Below are 14,965 nucleotides of genomic sequence, written 5' to 3'. Positions count from 1 at the left end.
GGATGATCGAGCACCCGATCGGCGACCCGTTCGGCGGCCCGGCGAATGGTCGCTATGAAGACATGGGTAGCTTGGTGGGGGCTGGTGTTTCGCTGATCGGCGGCATGATGGGCAGCGATGCTGCTGGCGATGCCGCACAGACGCAGGCGGACGCTGCGAATCGCGCGGCTGATCTCCAGTGGAAGCAGTACCAGCAGACGCGGGACGATCTTGCGCCGTATCGTGATCTCGGCTCCAGCTTCATTCCGCAACTGCGCACGTCGCTGCAGAATCCGCTTCTGTCCTCGGTCTTCAGCTACGGCGACTTCACAGCGCCGACAGCCGCCGAGGCAGCCGCGACGCCCGGCTACCAGTTCACGCTCGGCCAGGGGTTGAAGGCGGCGCAGAACAGCGCATCGGCGCGTGGACTCGGCGCGTCCGGCGCCGCGATGAAGGGGGCCGAGGCGTATGCGACCGGTCTGGCGGATTCGACGTACGGCGACACCTTCAATCGCAGTCTCGCGACGTACAACACGAATCGCGGCAACGCGCTGAGCAATTTCGGCACGAACTACGGGATCGCGAGCGATGCAGTGAATCGGCTGCTCGGTGTCGTCGGGAACGGTCAGAACGCATCGGCCATGACGGGTGCGATGGGCGCCCAGGCAGCAGGCAACGTGGCGAGCGCGATTACGTCAGGCGCGGCGGCCTCAGCGGCCGGCACCGTTGGTTCGGCCAACGCAATCAACAGCGGACTTTCCGGGGCGGTGAACGGGCTGCAAAGCGGCTACATGCTCAACAAACTGTTTCCGACAGCCGCGGCGCCGAGCGGTGGTTCGACGCTTTATGGCGCGCCGAGCGCTTCAAACCCGACCGGCTATAACGTCGGCGGCAATACCTACGGCTTCACGGTGTGAATATGGCACTCGATCCGAACGTTGCTCTTCAGGTCCAGCCGGTTCAGATCCAGAACCCGCTGACGACGTATGCTCAAGCCGCCGCATTGCAGGGCGCCCAGCGGCAGAACCAGCTGTACGACCTCGCCATTCAGGACAAGCAGCGCGAGGTCGATCAGGCGCAGGCCTTGAACGCCGCATTCAAAGCGCCGGGAGCCATGAATGCGGACGGCACGCTGAACGCAGGCGGGATCGTCGGCAATGTCGCGTCGAGCGGATATGGCGCCGCCGTGCCCGCGCTCGCGAAGTCACTGGCTGAGACGCAGTCGGCGCAGCTCGCGCAGCAGAAGGCCAGCATTGACGGTTCGCTGCAGAAGCTCGGTGCGATCGGCCAAGTGCTCAACGGCGTTACGGATCAGGCGAGCTATGACCTCGCGCGCCAGTGGGCGGCATCGCATCTCGGACCGGATTCGGTGGCGAGCATGCCGGCCACGTACGACCCGACGCTCGTCGCAAACAAGCAGCGTGAGGCGCTCACGGTCATGCAGCAGCTCGACCAGCACAGCAAGGCGATCGACCAGCAACTCGCGCAGCAGCAGTTCGGCGAGACGCAGCGGCATAACGTTGCGACGGAAGGAATCGAGACGCGCGCGCAAAACATGCGTGCTCTCGACTACGACGCGAAGAACGGCGTTGTCGTGAACAAGCTAACGGGGCAGACGACGCCCGTGCTCGGCGCGGACGGGAAGCCGATCAGCTCGTCGATCGGCAACCTGTCCGGCGAGCAGTCGAACGCCGTTGCGTTCGGCGCGCGCGCGCTCGATGCCCAGAACATGCTGCGGCAGCTCGAGGCAGGCGGCACGACGAACACGAACCCGATCTATCGGGCCGCAAGCGGCCTGCCGGTGATCGGCGGCGCGCTTGGCGGCGCGACGAACTGGCTCAACAGCGATCAGCAGCAGTCGTACGAGCAGGCGAAGCGCAATTTCGTCAGTGCGATTCTGCGGAAGGAATCGGGCGCGGCGATCGCCGATTCCGAGTTCGTGAACGAGGACAAGAAGTATTTCCCGCAGACCGGCGACTCGCCGGCGACGATCGAACAGAAGGCGCGCGCCCGCGATCTCGCGATCGAAGCATTGAAGGCGCAGGCCGGCCCGGGCGCCTCGCTGATCCCTTCCATCGTGGCGAACGCGAACCAGGACTATGCGAGCCAACCACGCCCGGGCGCGCCGGCACCGCAACAGCAACCGGCCGCGCAGCAACCGACAGCAGCTGCCGGCGCCGCGCCCGATGCTGCGCTCGCAGAACTCCGCCGGCGCGCGGCGGCGAACCCGCAACTTGCTGCACGCCTGAAGGCGATGGGGTACTGACATGGCCGATCTGAGCGCACTGTCGGACGACCAGCTGATCGGCTCCATCAAGCCGACGTCGTACTCGCCTACGTCGTTCGCCGCGCAATACGGCGGCGTCGCGGACGCCGTCGGGAAGCAGCTCGGCGTTGATCGAAACGTGTTGCTCGCGCAGTGGGGGCACGAAACCGGCTGGGGTAAGTCGGTAGTCCCGGGCACGAACAACCTCGGCAACATCAAGGATCTGTCGGGCGGCGGCGTATCCGCTCGCGACAACATGACGGGCAGCACGGATGCGTATCGCGCCTATGCAAGCCCGGGCGATTTTGCTACCGACTATGCGAGCCTGATTTCGCGAAAGTACCCTGGCGCCGTCGGCGCCGGTACGGATATGAATCGGTACGCTTCGGCGCTGAAGGCAGCGGGCTACGCCGAGGATCCGCAGTACGTCGCAAAGCTGCAGGGCGCGATGCAGACGGTGCAGCGCGCGCAGGCGCCAGCCCAAGCGCAGCAGCCGGCCGCACAACCGGGCATGCTCGCGCGCGTAGGGAACGCTGTCGCGACGGCGTTCTCGGGTACGGCGAACGCGGCGACGCCGCAGGAGCTGGCAGGGATCAGCGACGATGACCTGCTCGCGGCGCTGGCGGCGCGCGGAAAGGGCCCGACGGCCGCTCCGCAGGGTTCGCCATGGACCGTCAATAACTTGGGTCACCAGCTCGGGCTGGCGGCGCGCGCAGTCGGCCATGGCGTTGCTGATGCGGTCGGCCTGGTCGCGAACCCGGTGAACGCGACGATCAATGCTGTCGGCGGTGCGCTCGGCCACGACCCGCAGCTGCAGGACGTCGACACGCTGATCAAGCGCGGTGTCGATTCGATCACGCCGGCGCCGGCGAACAGCTCCGAGCAGATGGCCAGTGAGATCGGTGGCGCGATCGCGAACCCGGTGAACTTGATCGGTGGCCCGATCGTCGGCGGCGCGCGTGGTCTGGCGAGCATGGTCGGCCGCGGGGCAGTCGCCGGCGCCGTAACCGGTGCTGCGCAGCCGATGCACCAGGGCGATACGCTCGGCACGCTGGCTGAACGTGCCGGCGCTGGTGCGCTGGGCGGGGCAGTCGGCGGCGCTGCGGGTTCAGCGCTCGGTGCCGTTGCTGATCGCCTGGCGACCGGTATCAGCCGCGTCATGTCGAATGTCGGCGCGCGGCTGCCGTCGACGCAGGCTGCTGCCTCTCAGAATGCCGACGCGGTTATCCGCCAGGCAGCGGCAGACCAGGGCATCGACCTTTCGGTGATCCCCGACAACATCCTCAACAACGTACGGTCACGCGTTACCGATGCGCTTGCGACCAATCGGACGCTCGACCCCGCGGCGGCGCTCCGGCAGGCAGAGGGAACGGCCGTGCTCGGCCCGCAAAACGGGCTGACGCTGGGGCAGGCAACCCGCGACCCACGCCAATTCACGACCGAACGCAACCTGCGCGGTATCCAAGGCGCCGGCGAACCGCTGATGCAGCGGTACGCGGACCAGAATACCGGCCTGATCGACTCGCTGAACCGCCAGGGCGCCAATGAGGCCCTCGGCGATTACCAGACCGGACGCCAGCTGATGGACGCACTCGGCCGCGAGGATGCCGCCTCACAGGCCCGCGTCGCTGCTCTGTACGCCCAGGCGCATGCGGTCAACGGAAATGACATCCCGCTCGACAATGAGCAGTTCGTGTCCGCGGCCCGCCAGCAGCTCGCAGAGCAGATGCGCGATCTCCATCTGCCCGGCGCGATCGACCGACAGCTCGATCGATTCGCCAGCGGCGAAACGCCCCTCAACGTCAGCACGGCCGAGCAGTTCAAGACGATCCTGTCGCAGGGCATCGCGGACAACGATGGGAAGAACGGGAACATCGTCAGGGCGCTCGGCATCGTGCGCGACGCGCTCGACAATACCGAGCCGCTACTCGGCGGCGAAGCCGCCCAGGGCGCAGAGGCGATCGCCGCATTCAACCGTGCGCGCGATGCAGCTGCCGCGCGCTTCGGCACGATCGATTCGACACCGGCTTTGAAGGCCATCGTGAGTGGCCGCGCAGTGCCGGACAACTTCTTCAGCCGATACGTGCTGAACGGCACGGCGGACGACGTCAATACGCTGATGGGGATGGTTCCGGATCAGGGCCGCGCGCTGCAGATGCAGGCGCTCGAATATCTGAAGGGAAAGGCGCTTGGTGGTGCGAGCGACGAGATCGGGACGTTCTCGCAGGGGGCGTTCAACAAGGCGCTGAACTCGATCGGGAATGTGAAGCTGAACGCACTATTTGGGCCGCAGCAAGCGGCGCAGCTTCGGCAAATCGGACGTGTCGCGGCGAATGTGCAGGCCGAGCCGGCCGGTGCCGCGGTGAATCACTCGAACACGGCTGCCGCCGGGGCGTCGATGGCGCTGAACGCTTTGACGTCGCTGGCGGACAAGATGAAGTTACCGGGGCTGAACATTGCCCGTAATTCGATCAATCAGTTCGTCAATGAACGAGCGGCGCAGACCGCGCTTGGCGGCGAGCTTCCAATGGCGGTCCAGCGGCGTTCGCTCGACTCGCTGAATCAGCTTCTCCCGTTCGTGCCCGGGGTTGCTGGGGCGGCGGCCGTACCAGCGAGCCGCTAACGTGAGAACGAACGTCCAGGACGCGGACACCATGACGCCAATCCAGAATTTTTCCATGACGGCTTCTCGTTTGAAGAGGGGATATTAAACCATGTCAATGATCCTTCCGAACGGGAAAACACAGTTCGAAGACGCAAACGGGCGCCCGCTGATCGGCGGCCAGGTCTATTTTTACCAGCCGAGCACCGAAACGAAGATCGACACATGGCAGGACATCGATCTGACGATCCCGAATACAAACCCCGTCGAGCTCGACGCGCGCGGACAGGCGCCGATCTGGGGCAATACCGTCTACCGTCAGGTGGTGAAGGATCGAAACGGCCTGGTGGTGTGGGATGCGGTCGTGGCAGCTGCAATGTCGTTCGCGGATTTCGACAATGGGGCGGCCACGAACGCGCTGAAGTTCGACGGGGTATCGCTTACGCAGCTCTTCAAGGGCCGCGTGAACCGTGTTGTGAATTCGGTCGCGGAGCTGCGCAGTCTGTCGAGTCTGGTCTATCAGCGCGCCTTTGCGGCGGGTTACTACCGGCCGCATGATGACGGCGGCGGTGCGTTTCAGGTCGATCCGGACGACGAGTCGAGCTTGGACAACGGCTGCACGATCATCGTTGCGGCCGACGGCGCTCGCTGGAAACTTCAACTGACCGGGCCGCTGTCGCTGAAGCAGGCTGGCGCATATGGTGACGGCATCGCTGGATCGAATACCGGACATGACGATACGGCCGCGATTCAGCGTTGGTTGAATGTGCTGTCACCTACGCTCGCGGGTTATATGCCGCCCGGCGTCTATAACGTCAGCGCGACCGTAACGAAGGTCGGAAGCAACATCTCGATCCTGACCGCGGGTGCGGCGAACTCGATTATCAACTGGATCGGTGCGGCCACTGACCAGGATTCCATCAGGTTCGGTGACGGCACGACCACGTGTTCGTATTGGTGCATTGGGGGTATCGGGTTCGAGTCGTCCGTGAAGATGACGGCGGGCGCCGGCGTGCACCTCAAGAAGTTCATGGTGCGCAACTCGGTCGAGGAATTCTCGTGCGGGATGATCAGCAAGAACGACAAGATGTACCACGGCGCATGGCTCGACGTCGTGAACGTGTTCTATCTGACGACCATGAACGCAACGATGATGGTCGACGGGCTGCGCCTCAACGGAAGCGGCACCGACGATTCGGGATCGGATCTGTTTCTGACGCGAGGCAATATCAGCTTCTGCGTGAACGGGCTGCATCAGGGCGGCGGCTTTGGGGGCCTCCGCACCGGGCAGCTGAACAGCTTCAATAACGGGATCAACTACCTGTTCGACACGACGATCGCTGCATGGCGTAACCGGGAAATTTTCTACGAAGCAGGATCTGTTTGCGACGGTGCGACGGTGGCCGGTGTCGTGTTCGACGACGCACTTACGAGCAATGCTCCTGTCACGTTGGCGGGCTTTATCGGGTCATCCGGACAGCTTGGCCCCGGTGCCGGGCCGTTCCATGGCGTGTGGGTCAAGCGCTGGCCCAACGGACGATTCAATGTCAGCTCGGGGCAGATTTTCAACCACAAGGGCAATGCTTTCCACATCGACGACGTGTCGATCGTGATGTCGATTTCTGCCGAATCTCACATCTTCAATAATTCCGGTTGGGGTGTGTATGCGTCGTCACGCTGGTACAACTGCTACTACTGGGCAGGCTATGTCGCAAACAACGTCCTCGGTGATTTTCATCCGAATACCGGCTGCGCGAACGGTACTACCTATACCCCGACGATTACAGCGCAAAGCGGCGCACTCGGTGCATACACGGCGACGTTGCGATGGTCAACGAACGGAAAAACCGCGACGTGGACGTTGTTCGCTTCGATCACCAACATCGGCACCGCGTCGGGGCCACTTTCGATCCAGTTGCCTTTCCAGGTTCGACTGTCGGTCGCGGTCACGGGCGTCGATGCGCAAAACAACCTTTCGGTGCACGGGTATCTGAGCTCCAACACGAGCATCGAATTCGTGAGCAAGTACGACGGTTCATTTGCCGCGGCGAACGGATCGGTGCTCGTGTTCAGCGGCAATTGCGAAATTCAGTAGGGGACTATATGGCGGAACCGACTACCAGCGCTATCGCCGCAGCAGGCGCGTTGCTCGTGAAGATCGTACCTGGCGCGGTCGGCTCGCTGATCGCGCTGAGCTTCATCGGCGACGGGCTAACGCGCAAGCAAAAGTCCGTCTCGTTCCTGTCGGGGGCGGCGCTCGCATACTACGGCGGCCCGGCTGCCGTATCGTGGTTCTCGATCACCGACAGCGGCGCGCAACAGGCAATCGGCTTTCTCGTCGGCCTGTTCGGCCTGGCGGTCACGAAAGAGCTTTTCAAAGAAATCAACAACGCAGACTTCATCGGGGCCCTCAAACGACGCATTTTCGGAGGTCCGTGATGGTCACGATTTTCGTTCTCGCAAACCTCGTCGTCCTTGCGTTCTGCATTTGGATCGCCGTCACCGATGCGATCGCGACGGGCTGGTGGGGCACGGTCGGCTTCTCGATCGTCGGCATCTCGGCAGCTGTCAACGTGCTGAAGCCGATCCGCATGCTGCCCGTGATCGATCTGCCCGAGACGATGATGACGGTCGGCACGGCGATCGTGTGCCTGTGGGTGATGTGCCGCAAGGCTTACTGGTGGACGAAGGAGCACAAGCATGGGTAACTACGACGCGGCTGCGCTTAAAGCGGAGCTTACGCTGGACGAAGGGCGCAAGCCGCGCATCTACACCGACACGGTCGGCAAGGTGTCAGGCGGCATCGGTCGCAACCTGACCGACAAGGGCTTCCGCGACAACGAGATCGATCTGATGTATCAGAACGATGTCGCGGAAACCGAGGCGTGGCTCGATCGCAATCTGCCGTGGTGGCGCCAGCTTGACCCGGTACGCCAGCGCGTGATTGTGAACATGGCTTTCAACATGCAGGGCCAGCTGCTGACGTTCGTGAACACGCTGGCGGCGATGAAGCGCGGCGACTATGCGGCAGCGGCCGACGGCATGCTTGCGTCGAAGTGGGCGGGTCAGGTCGGTGCTCGCGCGACGCGGCTCGCCTCGATGATGCGGAGCGGCGCATGACGATCCTCGACCCCCGCCTCTGGCTTGCCTTCATCGTCGCGCTCGCGGTCACGGCGGGAACTTGCTACTTCGCGGGCCACAAAGCCGGAGTTCGGACAGCGACCGCCGCAGCGCAGAAGGCGCAGCTCGCAGCCGTCGACGCGGCCCGCACCGAAGAACAACGCCGCACTGCGGCTCAATCGGAGATCGCGAAAGATGCGAACCAACAACGCACCGCGGCACTGGCTGATGCTTTTGCTGCTCGTGCTGCCGCTGGCAGCCTGCAGCAGCGCGTCGATCAACTCGTCGCGGCCGCCCGCTATCCCGCCGCTGCCGCCGGAAGCCCGGCAGCCGGCGACGCCCTCGATCTGCTTGCCGACGTGCTCGGCCGCGCTGACCAGCGCGCGGGCGACCTGGCAGAGTACGCTGACCGGGCCCGCATCGCCGGCCAGCAGTGCGAGCGCGATTACGACGCGCTGATCACGGCGGCCCGCTGACCCGCCTACCAGTCCCACCGGCGCACCTCATCCTGCAGAAGCAACCGGAGCTTGTGCAGCGCGACTAGATGGCTGCCGCCGGTGTCTTCGGTCCAGACCGATTGAACCGTCTGCCGCAGGCTCTCTGCCTCTTTGAATTGTTCCCGTGCTCGAACGATCTCGAGGATGAGCATGCGCACCTCGTGCCCCTCGGGATAGCGGCGCCACATCGCGCGCAGTTCGCGCGTCGTCGGGCAATTGAAGAACGGAAGGTCGAGGCGCGGCATGGTGCTAAAACACTGTGCGGGCATACAGTATTTGCGCCAGCGATGCGGAGCTCAAGCGCGCGAAATTTTCTCCAGATCGAGGCTAATCCGGTACTGTCGCGGCGTAGGCCGGCAGCATACATTTTGGAGAAGGGGGATTTTTGAATTTGGAGACGGTTTGCGGTGGTTTTGTGAACCATCCGCAAACCATTGTGCCGCTTGGGTATTTGTGGTCGGAGCGATAGGATTCGAACCTACGACCCTCTGATCCCAAATCAGATGCGCTACCAGGCTGCGCTACGCTCCGACGAGCCAAAGATTGTATCGTTGAATATCCGATCCGGTCAATCCCTATATGCGGGCAAATGCCGCGGCGGCAAACGCCCGCAATTTGCGACAATTCGCCCGATCATCGGCGGGCCGCTCGCCGAAGCAAGGAGAACATCATGATGAACCTGATCCTGTGGCGCCACGCCGAAGCCGAAGACTACGCGACGAGCGATCTCGCGCGCCAGTTGACCGTCCGGGGCCGCAAGGACGCGCAGGCGATGGCCAAATGGCTGCGTGGCCGGCTCGAGACGAACGCCGTGATCCTCGCGAGCCCGGCGGCGCGCACGGTGCAGACGGTCGAGGCGCTGACCGACCAGTACCGGACGGTCGACACGCTCGCGCCGGGCGGCGGCGTCGACGACGTGCTGACGGCGGCCGGCTGGCCGGAAGGCATCGCGCCGACGGTCGTGATCGTCGGTCACCAGCCGACGCTCGGCAGCGTTGCCGCGCAGCTGATCGCCGGCGGCGACGACAGCTGGAGCGTCAAGAAGGGCGGAATCGTGTGGCTGGCGAGCCGCACGCGTGACGGCAGCCGGCAGGCCGTATTGCGTGCGGTATTGACGCCCGACCTGCTCTGAGGCCCGCCTGAAGAGCTTTGAAGGGATTGATCATACGGTTTCGCAAGCTTTCTGCTAAAGTCAATTCGGCGACACGTCATTGAAAGGACACGGTCGTGCCACATAACGGTCACGGCCGATTACTACATTGGCGGGCATGTCGTCCTATTCCTTACGACCAGGAAAGCCTAATGCGAGAACTGCCGACGCCTACGCTCCCTTTTGCCTCGCTGCCCCTCGACACGTCGCGGCGCCATCTGCCGCGCGCTGCTGAAACCGTCACATCGGAGTATCGCCTGCGCGCCGCGTGGGCGCGTACGGAAGACGAATTGCGCGAAGCCCAGCGCCTGCGTTACAGCGTGTTCGCCGAAGAGATGGGCGCGCAGGTGAGCGGTCCCTCCGGTCTCGACGTCGATCCGTTCGATGCGTACTGCGACCACCTGCTGGTTCGCGATCTCGACACCCTGAAGGTCGTCGGCACGTATCGCGTGCTGCCGCCGCACCAGGCGGCGCGCGTCGGCCGCCTGTATGCCGAAGGCGAATTCGACCTGTCGCGCCTCACGCATCTGCGCGGCAAGATGGTCGAGGTGGGCCGCTCGTGCGTGCATAGCGACTACCGCAGCGGCGCCGTCATCATGGCGCTGTGGGGCGGCCTTGGCGCGTACATGATGCAGAACGGCTACGAGACGATGCTCGGCTGCGCGAGCGTGTCGATGGCCGACGGCGGCCACTACGCGGCGAACCTGTACCAGTCGCTGTCGGCAGGCTCGCTGACGGCGCCGGAATATCGCGCGTTCCCGCACACGCCCCTGCCGGTCGACGAACTGCAGACGGGCACCGTCGTGGCGCCGCCGCCGCTGATCAAGGGTTACCTGCGTCTTGGCGCGAAGATCTGCGGTGCGCCGGCCTGGGATCCCGACTTCAACTGCGCGGATTTCCTGACGCTGTTCCGCCTGTCCGACATCAACGCGCGCTACGCCCGCCACTTCCTGGGCTGAGCCGTCGGAATCGCGTCGCGCCCGCGGGGGCGCGCGCAAGCGAACGCCGTCGCGTGGCACGTGCCGCGCGACGGCGTTCGTCCATCTGATCGACGAGTGCGACCGGGCCCTGTTAATTTCGGCGATACACAATCCCCAGCGTGCCGCGGGACGGCACGTTCGAGAACGGCCCGGGGAAGGGCCGGACGGCAGCGGCGCGCTTAGTGCTTGCGCCGCCAGTCGAGCAGGTGGTGTTCGGCCATCCAGTGGTGGATCATCCCTTCGCCTTCATGGCTGCGCTTGTATTCGCGCGACTCGAAGAACGACAGGGCGACGAGCACCATCAGACCGACGAACAGCCCGATCAGGCCGGCAATTTCTTCAGACGACATGGCAGCCTCCTTTCCGCGGCACAGCGCCATGCGTATATAGTAGGACATGCGCGGCGCGGCTCCGAAGCGAGATTTCCGCTAGACTCGGCGCGGTCCCGGCGTGCGATGGGCGCGCCGATTTCCGGAGCCCTACCCGATGAACCGTTTCATGCTGGCCGTGCTGGCCGCATCCTTGCTCGCCGGCTGTACCAGCGATCCGCATCAGGCCCGTCGCGGCCATCCGCCGGAAGATCCGGCCGACTATCACGGCGTGCCGACCGACATGACGCCGCCGTCGATGCTCGACGCGCCGCCGCCGAAACCCACGCAATAACGGCCGGGTCGGCCCGCCGTCAGGCGCGGGCCGCGGGCGCGTCGGCGCCGATGTGCCGCAACAGCGCCGGCAGGTAGCGCGCCAGCGTCGCGCCGCGTGCGGCCATGAACAGCAGCAGCGCGAACCAGAGGCCGTGATTGCCGAACGTGCCGACGGCGGCAAGCGTGGCCACCACGAAGATCGAGAACGACGCGACCATTGCACGCATCAGCGATTGCGTCTGCGTGGCGCCGATGAACACGCCGTCGAGCAGGAAGCCCCAGACCGACACGATCGGCGAAAGCGCGGCCCACGGCAGGTAGCGCAGCGCCATTTCGCGGATCTCGGCCTGGTCGGTCAGGCGCGCGACGATCCAGCCGCCGGCGGCCCAGTACACGAGCGTGAACAGCAGCGCGCCGAGTGCCGACCAGAACAGCGTGACGCGTACGGCCTGCCGGAACGCGCTGCGGTCGCGTGCGCCAGCCGCCGCGCCGACGAGCGCTTCGGCCGCATGCGCGAAGCCGTCGAGGCCGTACGCCATGAACGTCTGGAAATTCAGCAGCAGCGCATTCGCCGCGAGCGTCGCATCGCCCTGTTTTGCACCGAGGTGGGCGAACCAGCCGAATGCGCCGAGCAGGCACAGCGTGCGCAGGAAGATGTCGCGATTGAGCACGATCAGCCGCTTGAGCGCGGCGCGGTCGGCGAGTGCTCGTACCGCGATCGGCGCAAGGCCGCGCGGCCACAGCCGCCACAGCATCCATGCGCCGAGCGCGAAACCGCATGCGTCCGCGGTGGCCGTCGCGGCGCCGATACCGGCAATACCCCAGCCGAAGCCATACACGTAGAGCAGCACGGCGCCGATGTTCACCGCATTGATGAACACCTGCGCGACGAGCGCGAGCCGCACGCGCTGCATGCCGAGCAGGTAGCCGAGCACGACGTAGTTCGCGAGCGCGAACGGGGCGCTCCAGATTCGCGCCTGGCTGTAGGCGAGCGCCGTGGTGCGGACGGCATCGCTGCCGCCGAGCGCGGACAGCGCAAAAGACAGCAGCGGCACCTGCAGCGCCAGTACCGCGGCGCCGAGTGCGAACGCGACGATCAACGCGCGCAGCAGGTTCAGGCGGATCCCGGCGGCGTCGCCGGCGCCATGCGCTTGCGCGACGAGGCCGGTCGTCCCCATCCGCAGGAAACCGAACCCCCAGAACACGAAATTGAAGAACAACCCGCCGAGCGCGACGCCGCCCAGGTACTGCGTGCCGTCGAGGTGGCCCGCGACGGCCGTGTCGACGGCACCGAGGATCGGCTGGGTCAGGTTCGCGAGGACGATCGGGAACGCGAGCGCGAGGACACGCCGATGCGTGACGGCGGCCGCGCCGGCCCCGTGCGATAACGCGGCTTCGGACATGGCGGACGCGTCAGGCGCGTTCCTGCACGCAGACCCAAGGCGAGACGACGACCGCCCATAGCTCCGGGTTGCGCGCCGCGTAATCGGCAGCGGTTTCGGCCGGCATGCGCGCGACGAGGCCCGACGACAGCCAGCGCGTAACCTGCTCGGCATCGTCGTCGGCAACGGCTTCCGCGACGCTGACGAGATCGAGGTCGCGTGCCACGGACAGCAGCTTGCCCTGCGCGAAGAAGCGTTCGAGATCGCACCAGTCGATCTTGGCGGTTTCGCCGAGGAGTTTGGCGTAGAGCGGGCTGTGCGACGCGCCCGCGCCGGAGTGGTGATCAGAGGACATCGTTTTCTAGGAAAGACTGCGTAGTGGCGCCACTATAAACCATCCGGCCAAGCCGGCGGCACGGCGGGCGGCCGGCCTACGCGTCGCGCAGCGCGCGGCGCACGATCTTGCCGGTCGCGGTCATCGGCAGGCTGTCGACGAACGCGATCGCGCGCGGATACTCGTGCGCGGCAAGGCGCGTGCGCACATGTGCCTGCAGCGCCTGCACGAGCGCCTCGTCGCCGGCGTGGCCGGGATTCAGCACCACGAACGCCTTGACGATCTCGGTGCGCGTCGCGTCGGGCACACCGACCACGGCGGCCATTCGCACCGCCGGATGCGTGAGCAGGCAGTCCTCGATCGGGCCCGGGCCGATCCGGTAGCCGGCGCTCGTGATCACGTCGTCGTCGCGGCCGACGAAGCGCACGAAACCGTCGGCGTCGATCGTGCCCGTGTCGCCGGTGAGCAGGTAGTCGCCGGCGAACTTGTCGCGCGTCGCGGCGGGATTGCGCCAGTATTCGAGGAACATCACCGGGTCGGGACGGCGCACCGCGATGCGCCCTTCGACGCCGGGCGGCAGCGGCGTACCGTCCGCGTCGACGATCGCGACCGCATGGCCGGGCACCGCCTTGCCGATCGCGCCAGGCTGCGCATCGAACAGCGCCGCGCACGACGACAGCACCATGTTGCACTCGGTTTGCCCGTAGAACTCGTTGATCGTCACGCCGAGCGCGTCGCGCCCCCAGGCCGTCAGCTCGGTGCCGAGCGATTCCCCGCCGCTCGCGACGGATTTCAGCGACAACGCGTAGCGTTCGCGCGGTGCCGGGACGGTGCGCATCAGCTTCAGCGCGGTGGGCGGCAGGAATGCATGGGTGACACCGTGCCGCGCCATCAGTGCGAACGCCGCGTCGCCGTCGAATTTCTCGAAGCGACGCGCAAGCACGGGCACGCCGTGATGCCATGACGGCAGCAGCACGTCGAGCAGGCCGCCGATCCATGCCCAGTCGGCGGGCGTCCAGAACAGGCGCGCGTCGCGCGGGAAGCACTGCTGCGACATCTCGACGCCCGGCAGGTGGCCCAGCAGCACGCGATGCGCGTGCAGCGCGCCTTTCGGTTTGCCCGTCGTGCCGGACGTGTAGATGATGATCGCCGGATCGTCGGCGGCCGTATCGGCCGGCACGAACTCGGGTGTTTCGGCGGCGAGCGCCGCGTCGTAGCGCAACACGCCCGGCTGATCGGGCTCATCGGGCTGATCGGGCGCATCGTCGCCGATGCAGTAGACGGTATGCAGTGCCGGCAGCCGGGCGCGCAGCGGCGCGATTTTCGCGTAGCCGGCCGCATCGGTGACGAGCGCAGCCGCGTCGCTGTTCGCGAGCCGGTATTCGAGCGCATCGACGCCGAACAACGTGAAGAGCGGCACCGCGATGGCGCCGAGCTTGTACGCGGCGAGGTGCGCGACGGCCGTTTCGGGGCCCTGCGCGAGAAAGATGCCGATCCGGTCGCCGCGCCGCAGGCCGGCGCGCGAAAAGCTGTTCGCGAGCCGGTTAGAAGCATTCTTCAAGTCGTCGAACGTGAAGCGAACAACCTCGCCTTGCGCCGTTTCGTGGATCAGCGCGAGGCGTCCGCTGTCGTCCGCCCATTTGTCGCAGACGTCCACGCCGATGTTGTAACGCGCCGGAACGTCCCACGCGAAGCGGGAGAGCAGGTCGTCGTAGCGGTCGGCGGCGGGCAGCATCGAGGTGTCTCCTGGGGGCGAACGTGATGTCGGCCGATTGGATTACATCAGGATTTCACGCAGACGAATCCACAATGGCGTCTGAGGGTAGGGAATCTTCGTACTCGTCCAATAGCCTCGGCTCAGTGCACGATTCCACAATGACGCATAAGATCACGAAAAAATCAGTGTGTGACCATGGATTTGCTTCTGATAGCTGCGGGGTTCAGCCTGATCGGAATCGGCGTACTGGTAGCGTTTGCCCGTCACGTCGATCCGTTGTCCGGCCGGTTCACC

At 65.5% G+C, this 14,965-nt stretch carries 16 protein-coding genes and 1 tRNA gene; 11 read left to right on the top strand and 6 right to left on the bottom strand.

Annotation, left to right across the window (positions count from 1 at the left end):
* Positions 1-2: 2 nt before the first annotated feature.
* From CFB34_RS17370 to CFB34_RS17335, 8 genes are all read left to right on the top strand, one after another.
* A complete protein-coding gene (locus CFB34_RS17370; RefSeq protein ID WP_089439750.1) occupies positions 3-896 on the top strand; it encodes a hypothetical protein in 894 nt (297 codons plus the stop codon).
* A 2-nt stretch (positions 897-898) separates the two neighbouring features.
* Positions 899-2,245, top strand: a complete 1,347-nt coding sequence (locus CFB34_RS17365) for a hypothetical protein (RefSeq protein ID WP_089439751.1) — start codon at positions 899-901, stop codon at positions 2,243-2,245.
* Between the two features lies 1 nt (position 2,246).
* Complete coding sequence (locus CFB34_RS17360) at positions 2,247-4,868, top strand: glucosaminidase domain-containing protein (protein ID WP_089439752.1); 2,622 nt, start codon at positions 2,247-2,249, stop codon at positions 4,866-4,868.
* A 91-nt stretch (positions 4,869-4,959) separates the two neighbouring features.
* Complete coding sequence (locus CFB34_RS17355; RefSeq protein ID WP_143329433.1) at positions 4,960-6,942, top strand: hypothetical protein; 1,983 nt, start codon at positions 4,960-4,962, stop codon at positions 6,940-6,942.
* 8 nt (positions 6,943-6,950) lie between these two features.
* Positions 6,951-7,286 (top strand): holin, encoded by a 336-nt coding sequence (locus CFB34_RS17350; protein WP_089439754.1) that lies wholly within the window; start codon positions 6,951-6,953, stop codon positions 7,284-7,286.
* Positions 7,286-7,555 (top strand): holin, encoded by a 270-nt coding sequence (locus CFB34_RS17345; RefSeq protein WP_242808672.1) that lies wholly within the window; start codon positions 7,286-7,288, stop codon positions 7,553-7,555. The genes CFB34_RS17350 and CFB34_RS17345 overlap by 1 nt, the downstream gene beginning before the upstream one ends.
* Positions 7,548-7,967 (top strand): glycoside hydrolase family protein, encoded by a 420-nt coding sequence (locus CFB34_RS17340; protein ID WP_089439756.1) that lies wholly within the window; start codon positions 7,548-7,550, stop codon positions 7,965-7,967. The genes CFB34_RS17345 and CFB34_RS17340 overlap by 8 nt, the downstream gene beginning before the upstream one ends.
* Positions 7,964-8,443, top strand: coding sequence for a DUF2514 family protein (locus tag CFB34_RS17335; protein ID WP_089439757.1), 480 nt, complete (start codon positions 7,964-7,966; stop codon positions 8,441-8,443). The genes CFB34_RS17340 and CFB34_RS17335 overlap by 4 nt, the downstream gene beginning before the upstream one ends.
* 5 nt (positions 8,444-8,448) lie before the next feature.
* Here CFB34_RS17335 and CFB34_RS17330 read toward each other — a convergent pair whose 3' ends face one another.
* Both CFB34_RS17330 and CFB34_RS17325 read right to left on the bottom strand, forming a co-directional pair.
* Entirely contained in the window at positions 8,449-8,709 is a 261-nt protein-coding gene (locus tag CFB34_RS17330) for a hypothetical protein (protein WP_143329434.1), read from the bottom strand.
* A gap of 209 nt (positions 8,710-8,918) precedes the next feature.
* Positions 8,919-8,995 (bottom strand) — tRNA-Pro (locus CFB34_RS17325).
* Between the two features lie 139 nt (positions 8,996-9,134).
* Between CFB34_RS17325 and sixA the strand changes: the two genes are divergently transcribed.
* Both sixA and CFB34_RS17315 read left to right on the top strand, forming a co-directional pair.
* The gene (gene sixA / locus CFB34_RS17320) at positions 9,135-9,596 is read left to right on the top strand and encodes a phosphohistidine phosphatase SixA (RefSeq protein WP_089439759.1); all 462 of its coding nucleotides are present in this window, start codon (positions 9,135-9,137) and stop codon (positions 9,594-9,596) included.
* A 170-nt stretch (positions 9,597-9,766) separates the two neighbouring features.
* Positions 9,767-10,573: a GNAT family N-acyltransferase gene (locus CFB34_RS17315; RefSeq protein WP_089439760.1), complete on the top strand. Its 807-nt coding sequence runs from the start codon at positions 9,767-9,769 to the stop codon at positions 10,571-10,573.
* A gap of 200 nt (positions 10,574-10,773) precedes the next feature.
* On the opposite strand, the gene CFB34_RS17310 is transcribed toward CFB34_RS17315, so the two are convergent.
* Positions 10,774-10,944, bottom strand: a complete 171-nt coding sequence (locus CFB34_RS17310) for a hypothetical protein (protein ID WP_011351621.1) — start codon at positions 10,942-10,944, stop codon at positions 10,774-10,776.
* 136 nt (positions 10,945-11,080) lie between these two features.
* On the opposite strand from CFB34_RS17310, the gene CFB34_RS17305 reads away from it, so the two are divergent.
* A complete protein-coding gene (locus tag CFB34_RS17305; RefSeq protein ID WP_089439761.1) occupies positions 11,081-11,257 on the top strand; it encodes a hypothetical protein in 177 nt (58 codons plus the stop codon).
* Positions 11,258-11,276: 19 nt separating this feature from the next.
* On the opposite strand, the gene CFB34_RS17300 is transcribed toward CFB34_RS17305, so the two are convergent.
* The 3 genes from CFB34_RS17300 to CFB34_RS17290 form a co-directional block, all read right to left on the bottom strand.
* Positions 11,277-12,641: an MATE family efflux transporter gene (locus CFB34_RS17300; RefSeq protein ID WP_089439762.1), complete on the bottom strand. Its 1,365-nt coding sequence runs from the start codon at positions 12,639-12,641 to the stop codon at positions 11,277-11,279.
* Positions 12,642-12,651: 10 nt separating this feature from the next.
* Entirely contained in the window at positions 12,652-12,975 is a 324-nt protein-coding gene (locus CFB34_RS17295; protein WP_089439763.1) for a DUF2288 domain-containing protein, read from the bottom strand.
* A 76-nt stretch (positions 12,976-13,051) separates the two neighbouring features.
* On the bottom strand, positions 13,052-14,689 hold the full coding sequence (locus tag CFB34_RS17290) for an acyl-CoA synthetase (RefSeq protein WP_089439764.1): 1,638 nt from the start codon (positions 14,687-14,689) through the stop codon (positions 13,052-13,054).
* Positions 14,690-14,965 lie beyond the last annotated feature (276 nt).

Source organism: Burkholderia sp. HI4860, assembly GCF_002223045.2.
Lineage (GTDB): Bacteria > Pseudomonadota > Gammaproteobacteria > Burkholderiales > Burkholderiaceae > Burkholderia.
This window is presented reverse-complemented; position numbering and strand designations above follow the sequence as displayed.